Annotated in this window: 11 protein-coding genes; all 11 read left to right on the top strand. The window is 57.4% G+C overall.

The window, feature by feature from the left end; translation table 11 throughout:
• Nucleotides 1–9: 9 nt before the first annotated feature.
• The 11 genes from AC07TV_RS15040 to AC07TV_RS14990 all read left to right on the top strand — a co-directional run bounded on the left by AC07TV_RS15040 (nucleotide 10) and on the right by AC07TV_RS14990 (nucleotide 13,767).
• Nucleotides 10–1,134, top strand: coding sequence for a cytochrome-c peroxidase (locus AC07TV_RS15040; protein WP_494649180.1), 1,125 nt, complete (start codon nucleotides 10–12; stop codon nucleotides 1,132–1,134).
• A 12-nt stretch (nucleotides 1,135–1,146) separates the two neighbouring features.
• Nucleotides 1,147–1,719 (top strand): arsenate reductase (azurin) small subunit, encoded by a 573-nt coding sequence (locus AC07TV_RS15035; RefSeq protein WP_494649179.1) that lies wholly within the window; start codon nucleotides 1,147–1,149, stop codon nucleotides 1,717–1,719.
• Between the two features lie 10 nt (nucleotides 1,720–1,729).
• The gene (locus tag AC07TV_RS15030; RefSeq protein ID WP_494649178.1) at nucleotides 1,730–4,408 is read left to right on the top strand and encodes an arsenate reductase (azurin) large subunit; all 2,679 of its coding nucleotides are present in this window, start codon (nucleotides 1,730–1,732) and stop codon (nucleotides 4,406–4,408) included.
• A gap of 56 nt (nucleotides 4,409–4,464) precedes the next feature.
• Nucleotides 4,465–4,782 carry a c-type cytochrome gene (locus AC07TV_RS15025; RefSeq protein ID WP_494649177.1) on the top strand — a complete coding sequence of 106 codons (318 nt, stop codon included), beginning with the start codon at nucleotides 4,465–4,467 and terminating at the stop codon, nucleotides 4,780–4,782.
• Nucleotides 4,783–4,948: 166 nt separating this feature from the next.
• Nucleotides 4,949–5,938 (top strand): GTP 3',8-cyclase MoaA, encoded by a 990-nt coding sequence (gene moaA, locus AC07TV_RS15020; RefSeq protein WP_494649176.1) that lies wholly within the window; start codon nucleotides 4,949–4,951, stop codon nucleotides 5,936–5,938.
• A gap of 30 nt (nucleotides 5,939–5,968) precedes the next feature.
• Complete coding sequence (locus AC07TV_RS15015) at nucleotides 5,969–6,280, top strand: hypothetical protein (protein WP_494649175.1); 312 nt, start codon at nucleotides 5,969–5,971, stop codon at nucleotides 6,278–6,280.
• An 81-nt stretch (nucleotides 6,281–6,361) separates the two neighbouring features.
• Nucleotides 6,362–6,544, top strand: a complete 183-nt coding sequence (locus AC07TV_RS15010; RefSeq protein ID WP_494649174.1) for a hypothetical protein — start codon at nucleotides 6,362–6,364, stop codon at nucleotides 6,542–6,544.
• A 167-nt stretch (nucleotides 6,545–6,711) separates the two neighbouring features.
• On the top strand, nucleotides 6,712–8,154 hold the full coding sequence (locus tag AC07TV_RS15005; protein ID WP_494649173.1) for a Wadjet anti-phage system protein JetA family protein: 1,443 nt from the start codon (nucleotides 6,712–6,714) through the stop codon (nucleotides 8,152–8,154).
• 9 nt (nucleotides 8,155–8,163) lie between these two features.
• The gene (locus tag AC07TV_RS15000; RefSeq protein ID WP_494649172.1) at nucleotides 8,164–8,889 is read left to right on the top strand and encodes a DUF4194 domain-containing protein; all 726 of its coding nucleotides are present in this window, start codon (nucleotides 8,164–8,166) and stop codon (nucleotides 8,887–8,889) included.
• Complete coding sequence (locus AC07TV_RS14995; protein WP_494649171.1) at nucleotides 8,886–12,542, top strand: SbcC/MukB-like Walker B domain-containing protein; 3,657 nt, start codon at nucleotides 8,886–8,888, stop codon at nucleotides 12,540–12,542. The genes AC07TV_RS15000 and AC07TV_RS14995 overlap by 4 nt, the downstream gene beginning before the upstream one ends.
• On the top strand, nucleotides 12,529–13,767 hold the full coding sequence (locus AC07TV_RS14990) for a hypothetical protein (RefSeq protein ID WP_494649170.1): 1,239 nt from the start codon (nucleotides 12,529–12,531) through the stop codon (nucleotides 13,765–13,767). Before AC07TV_RS14995 ends, AC07TV_RS14990 begins: the two co-directional genes overlap by 14 nt.
• Nucleotides 13,768–13,944: the final 177 nt, after the last annotated feature.

Here is a 13,944-nt window from a genome sequence, read left to right as displayed (position 1 = left end):
GAGACCACCATGAAAAAACAGTTAGCAATCACGATGGCCGGACTTCTGCTGAGCAGCGCCGTAGCCTTGGCCGCCGACAAATATCCGCCATTGGCACCGCTGCCGCCGGCGCCGATACCCAAAGACAATCCGCAATCACCGGAAAAGATCGCTCTCGGCAAGCAGTTGTTCTGGGAAAACCGGCTTTCCGGCGATGGGTCGATGCCCTGCGTTTCCTGCCACTTACCCGGTCTTGGCTGGGGTGACGGCGGCCAGATTTCCCGTGGCTATCCTGGTACCAAGCATTGGCGCAATTCGCAAACGGTCATCAACTCCGCCTATTACAACAAGCTGTTCTGGGAAGGTAGTGTGACCAGCCTAGAAGGACAAGCCCCGTCGGCAGCTGAAGGTGGCGTAGCCGGCAATGGAGACCCCTCGGTGATGGAAATGCGCCTGCGCTTCATCCCGGAATACGTCGAGGCCTTCAAGAAGGTGTTCGGAGCCGAATGGCCACGCATGAATGATGCCTATCGAGCCATCGCTGCCTATGAGCGGACCATCGTTTCAGACGCCAAAAAAGTTCCGTTCGACCGTTACGCCATGGGCGACAAGAAGGCCCTGAGCGCTTCACAAATGGCCGGTATGAAGTTGTTTAACGGCAAAGCGGGTTGCGTCCAGTGTCACAACGGTGCGCTGGCTTCCGATCAGAAGTTCTACGACACCGGCCTGCCTGACTTCACGGGCTTCAAGGATGACCCGCTGTACCAGGTAACCCACCGTTGGGAGCATTACCAGAAGGGTGTTCCCGAGCAGAAGTACCGCACGGCGGACATGGATTACGGCCTCTACTACATCACCAAGAACCCGAAAGACGTGGGCAAGTTCCGCACGCCGTCACTGCGCGAAGTGAAATACACCGCACCGTACATGCACAACGGCGTTTTCACTACTTTGCAGGAAGTAGTTGATTTTTATGATCGCGGCGGTGGCAAGGGAGCCAACAAAACCCAGTTGCTCAAGCCACTGAAATTGTCGGCGCAAGAAAAGAAGGATTTGATCGCCTTCATCGAAGCACTGTCGATGACTGAACCGCTGATCCACGACGATCCAAAGCTGCCTGGCGACTATCAGCCATTGCCGGCACCGGTGAAATAAGGAGTATCGAACATGAGTCAGAAAACCATTCCAGTCCAATCGGCCCACGATCATTCGCATGAGGGTGAGCGGATGTGCATGAGTCGTCGCCAGTTTTTGCTGACTGGCGGTGCGGCGGTAGCTGTCATCAGTCTGGGGAGTTTTCCAGGCATGGCAGAAGCAGCCCAGGCTTTAAAGGCTGAATATCCCCGCCAGAAAATTGGCACGCTGTCGGCCCTGAAAACCGGCGTCCCCGTCGAGTTCAACTTCCCGTACCCGGATGTGCGCAATATCCTGGTCAAGCTTGGTGTTCCCGCTGGTGCCGGCATCGGTGGCGACAAGGATATCGTTGCCTTCAATCAGCAATGCACCCACATGGGCGGTCCGTTGGATGGCACCTACAAGCCGCAACACCAAGTGCTGGGGCCTTGTCCGCTCCATCTCACCACTTTCGATTTGACTCGCCACGGCATGGTCGCCTCCGGGCACGCCACGGAAAGCCTGCCGCAGATCATGCTGGAAGTGCAGGGAGACGACATCTACGCCGTTGGCGTGATGGGCCTCGTTTATGGCTATAGCGCCATGACCACCAAGCGTAGTGCGTAAGGAGCAGAACATGAGCAATCAAGACAACTACACGCCCAAGGACTTCGTGCCACTGCCGCCGAAAGACGCCGATGTCCTGACCACGGCTTGCGACTACTGTACGGTGGCTTGCGGATACAAGGTCTATCGCTGGCCGGTCGGCAAGGAAGGCGGCGCCAAGGCTTCGCAGAACGCACTGAAGGTGGACTTCCCGCATCAGACAATGATGGGGGCCTGGGTCAGCCCGGTGCAGCACAACGTCGTCAGCTTCCAGGGCAAGCAGCACCACGTGGTCGTCGTTCCCGACAAGGATGCGACGGTCGTCAATCCGGGCGGAAACCACTCCATCCGTGGCGGCACGCTGGCCGAAAAATGTTTCAACCCCAGCAATCGTACCCGCGAGCGCTTGATGCATCCGATGATCCGGGTCAACGGCCAACTGAAGCCAGTTAGCTGGGATCTCGCGACCGAGGTGATGGCTGACATCTCCAAGTACATTCTCGCCAAGTATGGCGAGCATGCCTGGGCCGTGAAGTCTCACTCCTACCAGTATTTCGAGAATGTCTACGCCATTACCAAGCTGGCGATGACGACCATCGGCACGCCGGCCTTCGCCTGGCACGACAAGTGTTCGGCCACCAATGACGCGACCGGTCTCGACGATGCCGGTATTGACTCCTTCGCATCCAGTTACGAGGACTGGGCCAATTGCGAAGTGGCTTTCCTCTCCGGTGTCGATCCGTATGAGACCAAGACGACCTTGTTTACCTCGCACATGATGCCGGGCGACAAGAAGTTCATCTTCGTCACCCCGCACAAGACGATGGGTGTGGCCTGGTCGGTCAAGGAGGGGCGCGGCATGTGGCTGCCGATCATTCCCGGCACCGATACGGTATTGCACATGGCGCTGGCCCGCATCATCCTTGAGAACAAGTGGCAGGATCAGGCCTTCATCGACAATTGGGTGGCCAAGCCTTGGGAGGTCGATCAAGGTTACGGGCGCGGTACCCGCAACACCGGTTGGCAGTGGCGTACGACCTGGGGTACCTGGCAAAGTGACTGGGATGATTACCAGAAATTCATCCTGTCGCAGGAAGAGTCGAAACTTGATGTAGCCGCCAAGATTACCGGCCTCAATCCAGACGACATCCGGAAGGCTGCCGAATGGATCGCCAAGCCGAAGGCTGATGGCTCAATGCCGAAAACCTCGTTCATGTGCGAGAAGGGAAATTACTGGTCCAACAACTACATGAACACGACCTCGTTCGCATCGCTGGGTCTGATCTGCGGAGCCGGCAATCGTCCGGGACGTATGATTTCCCGTGGTGGCGGTCACCAGCGCGGTGGCTTGTCGGCTGGCGGTGGTTCAGGCTGGCTGTCTCCCGAGAAGCATCCGGGTCGGCGCAAAAAGGACTTCAACCTTGATCTCTGGATGATGCAAGGCAACATGCGCTTTGCCTGGGTGATTGGTACGACCTGGGTAGCAGCGATGATGGGATCGAACGCGCTGGAAAAGAAAATGCGCGAATTGACGGTAGGCAATCCGAACCAGATCACTAGCCTGGATCGTGCCGCCATCTTTGAAACACTGAAGAAGCGTGTCGACTCCGGCGGCATGGTGATGGCCAATTCCGATCTCTACCCGGTGATTCCCATCGGTACCGATCTGGCCGACATCGTCTTCCCGGTTTCTTCTTGGGGTGAAGACAACTTTACCCGCTGCAACTCCGAGCGCCGTCTGCGTCTATACAGCAAGTTCTATGACGCACCGGGTGAATCCAAACCCGACTGGTGGATCGTCCAGAAATTTGCCCAGAAGATGGGCTTCGACAAGGATGGCGGTTACGACTGGAAAGATTCCAACGATGTCTTCGAGGAAGCCGCTCGCTTCTCGCGGGGTGGCGTGCTGAACTATCACCCGCTAGCCATGCAAGCCAAGGAAAAGGGTGTCAAGGCGCAGGAATTGCTGCGTACTTACGGCACAACCGGCATCCAGACGCCGATCCGTGTCAAGGATGGCAAGCTGGTCGGCACCAAGCGCCTGCATGACCCAGATAACAACTGGGGTGAGATAGAGCAAGCCGAGGTTCAGATCGCCGCGCTGTATGCCTTCAATACCCATAGCGGCAAGGCCATTCTGCTCAAGTCGCCGTGGAAGTACGCTGGCTGGATTCAGTTCTACGAGGCGATCAAGCCACGTGCTGAAAAGGGCGAGGTTTGGGTTACCAACGGCCGCGTAAATGAAACCTGGCAGTCCGGGTTCGATGACCTGCGCAAGCCTTATCTCTCGCAACGCTGGCCCGAGGCCTTCATCTTCATCCATCCGGATGATGCGAAGAAAAAAGGCATCGAGTCTGGCGATTACGTCGAAGTGGTGAACGACACGGTCTATATCCAGACCGGTCAGCCGCAGGGCGTCATGGATGCTGACCTCACCTTCAATCAGTTGATGAAGGATGGCCACATCATGACCACCGAAGGCCGGTTCAAGGCCGTGGCCATTGTTTCCGACGAAATGCGCCCGGGTGTTTGCAAGGCCAACTTCAACTTCCCGAAATCGCCGGCCAATGCTGTCGTCTCGGCCATCCCCGATCCAATGACCAACAACTACCGCTACAAATTGGGACGTGGGGTGTTGAGCAAGGTTGGCGAATCGCCCTACAAGCACAGCTTTACGCAGATGAGTCTAAAGCCTCGCAATATCGTTTGATCCACGCATGGCGGTGCCTTTCGGGGTGCCGCCCTTTATTTTTACTGGAGAATCTTATGAAGAAAATCCTCACACTGGCTGTGCTGGCTACCCTGTCTGTTCCGTCATTTGCCGTCGACCAGGCTGCAGCCATGGAAATTGCCAAGAAAAACGGTTGCCTGGCCTGTCATGCCCTCGACAAGAAACTGGTTGGTCCGGCCTGGAACGAAGTCGGCAAGAAATACGCCGGTGACGCTGCTGCCGCTGAACAACTGGTGGTGAAGGTCAAGAAAGGCTCCAAGGGCGTCTGGGGCCCGGTCCCGATGCCGCCGAATTCGACCGTCAAGGATGCCGATGTAAAAACGCTGGTCGAGTTTGTTCTGGCCTTGAAATAACTTGTTTCATTGTTCCCCCCTCTCCGGCGCATCCCACCTCCCAATGCGTCTTCCCGGATAGCCCTTCGGGGCTATCCATTTTTCCAAGGCGACTGGATGTCTTTATGCAAATCCTGTCTGGCGCTTCGTAAATCCAATTCACAAGAGCAACCACCGGAATCTCGACGTGTCTCAACAATCCCCCGTTTTGGTTGACCCGTTTGGAAGGGCTATTTCCTACCTGCGTTTATCGGTGACTGATCGTTGCGATTTACGCTGCGCTTATTGCATGCCAGTTGAATTCGATGATTACGAAACGCCCGGTAACAGGCTTCGGTTTGACGAAATCCTTCGCCTGAGCAGGATTTTCGTTGGGCTTGGTGTTTCTCGGATTCGCCTCACTGGCGGCGAGCCTCTGGTTAGGGCGCGTTTTGTCGAACTGACCGAGGGGATTGCTCGGATTCCAGGGGTGGAAGACTTGTCCGTCAGTACCAATGGCACCCGCTTAGTATCGATGGCTGATCATCTGAAAAAAGCAGGCGTAACCCGGCTGAATGTCAGCCTAGATACACTTTCGCGTGACCGTTTTCAGCAATTAACCCGGCGCGATGCACTGCCCGATGTCCTCGCTGGATTGGAAGCGGCCCGTGAGGCTGGATTTCAGCCCATCAAGATCAACATGGTCTGGTTGCCGGGCGTCAATCAGGACGAACTCGAAGCCATGATCGAGTATTGCATGGCTCGGGGATTCATCCTTCGTTTGATCGAAAACATGCCGATGGGCGATGCCGCCAGGTCGTTGGGTACGTCTTCATTGCAACCCCTGATCGCCCATCTCAGGGAGCGTTTCGGCCTAATCGACCATGCGATACCCGGCGGCGGGCCTGCTCGCTATCTGGCCTCGCCCGATTTCTCCTTTTTCATTGGATTCATTACCCCCATGTCGCAGCATTTTTGCGAGGCTTGCAACCGGGTACGTCTGTCGGTGACCGGAACTCTGCATCTGTGTCTGGGGCAGGAAGATCGCCTCGAACTACTGCCATTTCTCAGAAGCGATGCCAGCGATCAAGAAATCGCCGAACAGATTCGGGCTGCGGTTATGCGTAAGCCTGAAAAACACGACTTCCTGCAACGCCCCGGGAAGGTTATCCGGATCATGGCCTCGACCGGCGGTTGATCTTCAGCCTGGATGCCGAAGATATCTAACGTGCCAAATTTCGCAAGCATCAAGACGACCAAGTACAATTTTGACTGGAGCAAGCTGATTGCATCGCTGCAAAACGATCGAGAATTTACATGTTTTTCTGCTCAATGCGGCATTCATGCCGAACTAGCGGCCATGGCCCTGACCTATCTGGAGCCTCTCTCCGGGGCCGCGATGAGTACCGAGCAGATCATAGCGATCAGGGAGGTCATCAAGCTTTTTGACGAGGAATGCAAGGTGTCGATGCAGGATCTTTTTCGCGAACACATGCGGGAGTGTGGAACGTGTGCAGCCTTGCTCAGGCAACTTGCCTAGCCTGGTCCTTCCATTTCTTGAAATGGGGCCGGTTGCGATTCATGCCGACGGCCAGCCGCTGACTTCGGGCGAAAAACAGACATGACCACGATCAACGTACTTTATTTCGCCGGATTGAAAGAAAAGATCGGCCACGGCTCGGAAACGACAGCCATTCCCTTCGATCAAAGTTGGACAGTCGCAATGTTCCGGGAGCATCTGGTTTCCCTTGGGCAAGGACGTGACTGTCTGGCGACCCCAAAAAAATCTCAAGCCTTCCATTAATCACGAACTGGCAACATTCGATATTGGCAATAGAAAGTTCGGTAAACAGTGATGACAAGAACAACAAAATTCTGCAGGCATGGCCGGTGTTATGAACTAAGGCCAGAAACTGGCATGATGGGGTTCTTGCCAACATCTATGCTATAGAAATACGAGGTACGGATATCATGTTGTTCTTCGCTCCACCTCGCGAGCATTTTTTTCGCCCGTTAACTCATGAGAATCGCGAGTTGTGCGCCGGGGCGCTAAGGGCTTTGTACGAGCGCGTGCATGGAGCGAACGCCGACTATGCCGAGGCGCTGACGCGGGAAGTAGTGCTGGAAGTGGTTGGGCGAGTACTCGCTGATCCCGTCATGCGGGCGCTAGCGTTCGAGTCGGGCGGCTCAATTTCGGCGGAAGAGGAGCGTTCCTATGCCGGCGAGTTGCTGCGCAAGCTCAAGGAGCACGGCTGGTTGGAGGACTACCGCGACCCCATCGACCTCAAGCCGACACTCAAACTTAGCCGCGCAGGCAAGGCCTTCAGCGAGACCTTCGCCAATCTGGATGATTCGCGTGCCAAGACCCGGCAGCGCAACATGCGTTCGGCTCGCAAGGCATTAGCCGCATTCAAGGACATCAAAGACGCCGATGAATTACTTGACGCACATGAGTTCGCCAGTCGTGTCGTCCAGGATCTACAGGACGATATCGAGTATTTTCGCCACCTGATCCAGAGCCTTACTCGTGAAGCGTTGGCGCAGAAGGTGGCCTGGGGCGAGTTCAACGAGTTCATTGAAAAGCGCTTCGCCCGTGAATATGCAGTGCGCCTAGTAGCGGATTCGGCCGAGCGCCACAGGGGACAGATTGTCGAGGCACTGGATGAGGTGCGCGCGCTGGGCGGAGAAATCCGTGATCAGGTAGATGGCCACTTGTTGCAGCGTGCGCCCTGGCTGGAGCATGAAGTGCAGGGCCGTAGCCCCATGCTGTGGTTGGCCGACCGGATAGAGAGCATGGTGGAGGCTGCCTGTGGTTTAAAGCTACCGATGCTGCGCTCGGAGATGAACAACTATGTGCGCCGCTTCACCAGTCTTTTACGCCAAGCCCTGTCGCTGGATTACGGCGCGGAGTCGGCCTTGGGCCGAACCATGGGCTGGTTGAAGGACAAGCCGGAGGTGGGGCGCCTGGCGTTGCTTGATGCCTTGTCGGTGCGAATGGCCACGAGCGAAATCCGTCTGCCCGGATGCGTGTTGCGATGGACCGTGCGCGACCGCCACGCCGATCATACGGATCTGGCGCCGCTGGCAGTGGATGATGCCAGTCGGCTGGAAGCCGCAATGCGTCGTGCCGAAGCCGAAGCCTTCGCCTTTAGCGACCAAGATGTGCTTGCCGGGTTGTTACCGCATTTGCTATCACTTCCGAATGGTGGCCCGGTGACTTTGGCTGCGCTGCCGGTGAGTACCGCTGAGGAGGCAGTGCGCGTGCTGCATGCGGTGGGTGCGGCACGCTCCACCGAAGGGCGGCGCTTTATGCGTGCGCGCAAGACTGCGGATCTCGTAGAGAACGAATTCTTTACGGCCGACAACTACGAGCTGGAGGCCGATCTGCAAGCCATCCAGCACGAGACACGCTAAGGAAAGTGCATGCTCCAGTCGATCGCCCAAGTTGTCGAACAACGCCTATCCACCGAGGGCGCGGGCAACATCAAATCCGTACGCTTCGCCGAACTGGTTGGGCGCATGCTGGCCAGCGGCGTACTGTGGCGTGATTGGTCGCGGCCGGAAGCAGCGCTGTACGACGATGCCACGCAATGTGAGCAATTATTGCGCGAGTGGTTCGCCTGTATCGGCTTTGTGCTGATCCATGATGCGGATGCGCGTATTTTCCGCTTGTACCCGCCGGGCGAGCACGGCGCGGGAGGCGACGAGGATGAGGACGGCATCAAACGCCTGAAGAGCCGGCTGTCGCGTGACTTCGTGGCGGCAGTGATCGCACTGCGCTTTCTCTATACTGAAGCGCTTACTGGCCGCCGCCCGCTGGTGGATGAACGACTGGCCATCAGCCTTGAAGAACTGTCACAAGCGGTAGTTTCGCTGCTCGCGCACAAACTGCCACCATCGGCGACCGAACGCATGACCTTGCTACGTGAATTGCGTAAGCATCGCATCGTGCATTTCATCGAGTCGGATGACGCCGGTAGTATGGAAATGGGCTTGGCCGTCCTACGGCCAGTGATGAGTTTCGTCAGTGATGAAGCCATGGAAGATGCGTTGCGGCTGGTTGGCCGGAAGATATCCCAGCCAGCCGTAACCCAACCGTTCTCCGTAGATGAAGGGGCCGCAGCACTCCCACAGGAGGGCGATGCATGAAAATCGCCAAACTGCTTACTTGGAACTGGGGCTCGCTGGAAGACCGCGAATGGATTTTTGCCGACACGGTACTGCTTACCGGTGAATCGGGTTCGGGCAAGTCCACGCTGCTCGATGCGATCCAGACCGTGCTGACGGCAGCGCACCAGCATCTCGTGCAGTTCAACATCGGCCAGGATGAATCTACCCAGAGCCGCCGGGGCGGCAAGGAGCCGCGCACGCTGGCCGCTTACGCACTAGGTCAGCAGGCAGACGGTGTATTCCTTCGCCCGCGCTCCACCAGTTATGCCGCCATCGTATTCGATGTATCCGAGAAGGCGGGTGAGCAAGCGATGCCGCTGACGGCGTTGGTCGGCTTGGAGGCGTTCGAGGATGGCAAACGCGCCGTTATGGCGGGTACACCACTGTTCTTCATTGTGCGGCGTGCACTGTCGTTTGAGCATCTGGCGCGACGCGACGCAGATGTGCTGGGAAGCGCGCCGATACCGTTGAAAGAGATCTACCTGCAACTGCAGCACCGCCTTCAGGCCGGCCCGGAAACTGTGCAACGCTTCCCGGATAAGGGTAGTTACCTGCAGCATCTGTACGGCGCGCTGATGGGTAAGACCGCCGTCAGCGAAGCCGAATCGACTCGGGCCGCCAAGTCCATTGTCAAGGCCATGGCTTACAAAGAACTGGGCAACGTCAACGATCTTGTGCGTGACGAAATCCTGGAGCCACACGATTTCAGTCGCGACTTGGACAAAATGCGCGAACTGATGCGCTCAATGGCCGCCCTCAAGGCAGAAGCTGAACGCTTGGAGCTTAACTTGAAGCGCCTTGATACCGCTGCCGAGAGCGCGCAAGAAGTTCTGGATGAAGCCCGACGTTTCGTCGTGACCACCGTCGCCCATGCGCTACGTTCCCGAGACGACACGCGCGGCGAAATGGAATCGGTGCAGCGCCAGATCGGAACGCAGAACAGGCGGCAAACGGAATTGCAGGCCAAACTGGCTTCGTTGCAAGCCCAAGAGGATCAGTTGCGGCATCAAATGGGGATGGTGCAGTCGCAACTGAGCGCCAACGGTGTGGTGCAGGAGAAGGAGAAGCTGGATAACGACATTCGTCAATATGCCAGTCAGTTCCGTCTGCATTGGGCCCGCGTTCAGCAAGCAGCGCAAGGCATTGCTGGGATGGTCGTGCAACTGGAACAATTGTTGGGCCTCGAGTTGATCCATGTACCGGTGCTGGCGAGTGCGGTGGATTCTCTGCGCCCGGCAGCGGCCGCGCTACTCAGGCTCTGGCCGTCGATGGCGCAGGCTTACGTCAGTGAAGCGCGTCTGGATGTGGAGCTTCCTGCAGTGGATGTGGAAGCTTTCGATGCAAACCTGGGTCGTCTGGAACAAGGCATACGCGACGGAGAAGCGTCGGTGCAGGGGGCCATCCTGCAGGCGCTTACCGAAGTGGGGGAGCGTCTGAACAAGATTGAGGACGAGCGCATCGAACGCGAGGCCGAACTGCGCTTGCTTCAGTCGGGGCGCGTGTCCGGTCGACCCGATGCGCACCAGGCGATTGATCTGATCGAACACGAATTACCGGATGCACACCCGTACCTGCTTGCCCAACTGGTAGAGCCCCGGCCAGGTAGCGAGTGGCAGAATGCCATTGAAGGTTATATGGGTAACGACCGTTTCGCGCTCATCGTCGAGGCGGGTTGGGAGGCTCGTTGCGCCCGGTTGGTCAAACGGCAATTTCCGGTGCGTTCGCCCAAGGTAGTTCAGGGCAGCAAAGCCATGGAAGACACCGAGGGTCGCCAACTGGAGGGGAGGGCGATTCTGCACGAGTTGCAATGTACGCATCCCGTCGCCAAGGCTTTCCTGATGGCGCAATATGGTCGTGTACGCAAGGTAGACAGCGAGGAGGAATTGGCCCGTACACCACAGGGCTTGATGAAGCAGGGGCTGGGTAGCCGGGGCTATGGCATGTTTGCTTGTCGCTTGCCTGATGCCGACCTGACTTTCGGCGAGGCGGCGCGTCAACGGCGCAGGCAGTGGTGCGAAGATGAACTCGTTCGTCTTCAACACGAAACGACGACGCTCAAAATCCTGAAGCAATCGTTGAACGCAGTGGCACGCATGTTCTCCGGCGCGGTCTTCACGCCGCTCACACCATTATTGCTCGCGGTACTGGAAAGCCAGGTTCAGCATGCGAATGCAGCCAAAGCGCTGGCGGCTCTGGACTTATCATCGGTCGAAGAGCAGTTGCGCGAGCGGGAAAATTTGAATGAGTGTATCAAGAAAACAAGGGAGCAGTACGACGAGCATATGAAGCAGGTTGGCGCTACGGATAAGGCGCTGACGGATTTGCTGCGAAGGGAGAGCGACCTCAGCGGAAATCTGCCAACTTTGGAAATTGCTTGCACCAACGCCAGCGTTTGGGCATCACGTTTCTCGGCGGCGGCACCCGAATTGGCAACCGAGCCGCAACTGATGTCCGAGGCCGAAGAACTCGCGGCCGCCGTGGAGGTCAGCCTTGATGCCCTGCGTCTTCGTATTCAGTCATTGAAGGAAAAGCTGACGCCGATGTTGCGCGAACTGGCACTCGCTGTGGGTTCTTATCTATCGGGGGCTCGTGACGACGCCGAGCGCTTTGCCTGGAGCGATCCGCCGCGGAGCTTTGATCGACTGGAAGAACTTCTGCCCATCGTTTTCTCGGCACGGCAGGCCATTGCCGAGCAGACTCAGCGCCAACGCGCCATCGGGCTGGCCGAGAATGCCGGACGCCTGCGCGACGCCGAAGCGCGTTTCAACCAAGTATTCACCACGAGTTTTTGCTTCAAGGTGCGCGACGACGTCAAGCAGGGCGCATCGACCTTATCGCGTCTGAACCGTCACATGCAGGACATTCGCTTTGGCGCCGACACTTTCAAGCTGGAGTGGGACTGGATTCCGCGCATGCAGAAGATATTTGAGTTCTTTGAGGCAGTGGAAACCGTCATTGAAGGGCTGGAGCGCGAACGCGGCTCTATCTTCGAATCCTCCCTATTGACAGATGAGCACCGTGCCACTGCTGAGGATATCCGCAAACTGCTGCTGGCCAACGACCAGGGCGCCAGTGAGCGTGCCTTGAAGGAAATGGCAGATTACCGCAACTACCGCCGCTACGATATCGTGCGCACCAGTCCGGTCGGGCAGACGAAGTTATCTACTTGGGGAACTGGCTCCGGCGGCGAATTGGAAACACCCTTCTACGTCGTGCGCTCGGCAGTGTTGGCTCATGCGCTTGGGCATTTTGGCCGCGACCGGCGCGAAGCGCCGGCGCTGCGCCTGATGCTTAGCGATGAGGCGTTTTCGAAGATGGACGAGTCCCGCTCGCGCAGCGTGCTGCAGTTCCTCTCCGGCACATTGGGGCTACAACTGGTGGTGGCTATGCCGACCTCCAAGTCGGGTGCCGTGAAGCCAGAGTTTGACAAGGAGTTCACTTTCTCCAAGGTGATGGCCAAGCGCGATGGATGCGAGTTGTTCATCAGTGAGGCGCAGGAGAAGATACTGCACCGTGAATCTCTGGCGCGGCTGTGGCAGACTCACGCAGAAATGGCGCGCGGTGCCGCCCGGTTGGCACATGAGGCGTCGCGGGCAGCTGCAACCTCTGGAAGTGCGGGTGAAGATGATTGACCTTCCGATGCTCTCCCCATTTCTGCAGCGACTGGCGATCAGGTTACTCACCAAGGCAGAGCGGTCAACGGGTAGTGGTCCGGTCCGCCTGAAGATCGACCGTCGCGAAGCGCCGGAGCTATTTGAGCAAACCGATGCAGAGACTGTGCAACGCTGGGTAATGCTGCTCCAGGACCTGTGTGCCACGGGCTGGGTCTCCCTAAGGTTGGCACCGCCCAAGGAGTTTTCAGGTTTCGTCGATCGGAACCCACAGCTCGAACTGCATGATTTCGATGCCCTCGCGATCTGGGCTGGCTACACACCGCAGGCCATGCGTTGGCAACGTCAATGGTTGGACTACCTGGCTGTGCTCTGGAGGGAGCCTGGGGCAAATTCGCCTCCCGAGCCAGAGGCATTACTGGACTACTTGGCCCGCAATCCGTTGTTGGCCCTGCAGGAGCTTCCGATGGAAGAAGCAGCGCGCAGCCTTGAAGCCTTGCAAGTGCTGTGTGCGTCGGGCCTCCAACTTCCGCTGCGCGAGGCTTCGGCGCAAGTCTTTCAAGGGCGTTCGAAGATACTGGACAGCCGCGAGGAACTATTGCGCTTGTTGGGAGCTACCCCAGGGCAATTCCATGAAGGACCGATCCAGTTGCTGGTCGATATCACGGTCGTTTTCGACGAGGTGCTTTTCGTCGAAAATCTGGTCACCTTCGAGCGCATGTCCGACCTGCGTCAGCCGTCTTGGCAACGCTGCCTTCTGGTGTACGCTGCCGGCTTCAAGGGCAGTGCCCAGCGGCTACGGTCACGGCAGGGCTGCCGACTCTATGTACGAGCTTCATCGTTATCGAGTGCTGCCACGTCTGTGGTTGGGGAAGGGGGCTTGCGTGCTGTCGAAAACTGGCTGTTCGATACGGCAGACCTGCCCGTGTATTTTTTTGGTGACCTCGATTACGCCGGCATGCAAATACTCGGTAGTCTGCGCACAGTATTTACGAATGCCCAAGCCTGGATTCCCGGCTATCACGTGCTTGCCAACGCTTTGGAGCGTGGTGGAGGCCACGCTCCCAGTCTTGCCGCCAAGGAGCTACAGACGGATCCCGAACACACCGGTTGCGCGTATGCGGACCAATGGCTGTTGCCATTGATGCGCCGCCATGGTCGTTTCATTGATCAAGAGGCATTCAGTTCTGAATCTTCTGCGGAATGCGCCAAGCCGCAGGAGAGCGGACAGATTTTTTCGAGGTGATCAGCGATAATTTGCACTCAGGTGATGGCTAGCCTTGGAGAACTCCCCATTGAATTCTGATCGCGCTCTGCTACGATCGGTTACGTGCTGCAGGATGCTTAATCAATTCTATGAAGCAAGGTTACCGATGCTGCTCATCCATGTCTCACTGACTTCCTGGTCGTAGTAGATGTCGAG

The organism is Azonexus sp. GW821-FHT04F04, assembly GCF_059420025.1.
Note: the sequence above shows the minus strand (reverse complement) of the source record. Positions and strands in the feature narration are given on the sequence as shown.